Source organism: Kineothrix sp. MSJ-39, assembly GCF_018917935.1.
GTDB lineage: Bacteria > Bacillota > Clostridia > Lachnospirales > Lachnospiraceae > CAG-194.
Window position 1 is genome coordinate 1 of record NZ_JAHLPN010000043.1, and the last position, 1,624, is coordinate 1,624.

Sequence of the window (1,624 nt, forward strand, 5' to 3'; positions counted from 1 at the left end):
GTAAAATATACCCAATAAAGTGGACGCAATAAGAAGAAGGGTTCCTTAAAAATGGACATAAGAAAAAGGGATAAAAACCTGGATTATGGACAGTAAAAGAAGGGGATTTCTTCTGGTAGATGATGTATAATAAAAACATCTACTGGAGGAAATATGAAAGAGTATACAGAAAAACAAATTAAACAACTTGAAAAAAATCCTTATGTATTCAAAGTGACTAAACATAAGTTATACTATACTGCCAAATTTAAAGAGGATTTTTGGGTCAACTATCAAGCTGGAAATACACCACGAAAAATCCTTACGGACTTTGGATTTGATCTTAACATATTTGGACAGAAACAAATAGATTCTCTTGTACAACATATAAAGAAGCAAGCTTTGTCAGGTAATGGATTTACTGAAGGTGAAAACAGACAAAGACGAGTTTCGATGAAAGCAGCTCCAGACGAGGAACTGGCTTCACCTCAATCTATAGAACGTATGCAGAATGAACTGCTATATTTGAGGCAGGAAGTGGAATTTTTAAAAAAAATTATTATTGCGGACAATTCCAGAAAGAAAGATTAGCCATGGAGACTTCAGAAAACAAATTTGAAATCATCCATGAGACGATTAGTAAAGCGAATAATACACTGTCAGTTAAGATGCTCTGTGAAATAGCAAGAGTATCGAGATCAGGCTATTACAACTGGGTTCATTCAGCAGATAAAAGAAACGAAAAGGAACTACAAGACAGAGCTGACTTTGAACTGATATTAGAAGCATACAGCTTCAGGGGGTATGATAAAGGGGCACAGGGCATCTATATGAGACTTCTGCATATGGATCCGCCAATAGTCATGAACGTTAAGAAAATAAGAAGGTTGATGAAAAAATACGGTCTTATATGTAACGTTAGGAAAGCGAATCCTTACAGAAGAATGGCAAAAGCAATAAAGACAAATAACGTTGCCGATAATCTTGTGAAGCGCGAATTTGAAAAGTATGGACCGAGAAAGATATTGCTTACGGACATTACATATATTCCATTTAATGGACGCTTCTGTTATCTATCAACGATTATGGATGCATTTACAAAACAGATTTTATCGTATGTGTTAAGTGAATCATTAGAAGTAGACTTTGTTCTGGAAACAGTCAATCTGATGATAGAAAAGCATGGAGTTTCTCTTATAACAGAAACTATTATTCATAGTGATCAGGGTTGTCACTACACCAGTTGTAGCTTTATACAGCTTGTTAAAGACAAAGGATTGAGACAGTCAATGTCCAGGAGAGGAAACTGTTGGGATAACGCACCACAGGAAAGTTTTTTTGGCCGCATGAAGGATCATATAGGCGGAAGAATAAAGAAATGCTCAACATACAGTGAGATTCTTAATATTATTGATGATTGGATGGATTATTATAATAACGACAGGTATCAGTGGGGATTAGCCAGACTCTCTCCCAATGAATACTATCAATACATAATAACAGGCATATATCCAATTAAGGGAAGAATTCCCTCTGCGGATATGGATCATGAAGAAGGTAATTAGACAAAACGATATAGCCATCTACTGGTTAGAAAAAGAAAATCCCTTCTTCTTAATTTGTCCTTGACAAGGGGTACATTTTA

The 1,624-nt window shown here is 35.5% G+C and carries 2 protein-coding genes; both read left to right on the plus strand.

Features of this window, described 5'->3' with window-relative positions; all coding sequences use genetic code 11:
• Nucleotides 1–153 precede the first annotated feature (153 nt).
• Nucleotides 154–570 carry an HTH domain-containing protein gene (locus tag KQI22_RS13645; RefSeq protein ID WP_216553416.1) on the plus strand — a complete coding sequence of 139 codons (417 nt, stop codon included), beginning with the start codon at nucleotides 154–156 and terminating at the stop codon, nucleotides 568–570.
• Nucleotides 571–572: 2 nt separating this feature from the next.
• On the plus strand, nucleotides 573–1,544 hold the full coding sequence (locus KQI22_RS13650) for an IS3 family transposase (RefSeq protein WP_216553419.1): 972 nt from the start codon (nucleotides 573–575) through the stop codon (nucleotides 1,542–1,544).
• The last annotated feature ends 80 nt before the right edge of the window (nucleotides 1,545–1,624 follow it).

Excerpts from the sequence above, each read along its gene's own strand:
- KQI22_RS13645 (WP_216553416.1), top strand. The coding sequence starts at position 154 with ATGAAAGAGTATACAGAAAAACAAATTAAACAACTTGAAAAAAATCCT.
- KQI22_RS13650 (WP_216553419.1), top strand. The coding sequence starts at position 573 with ATGGAGACTTCAGAAAACAAATTTGAAATCATCCATGAGACGATTAGT.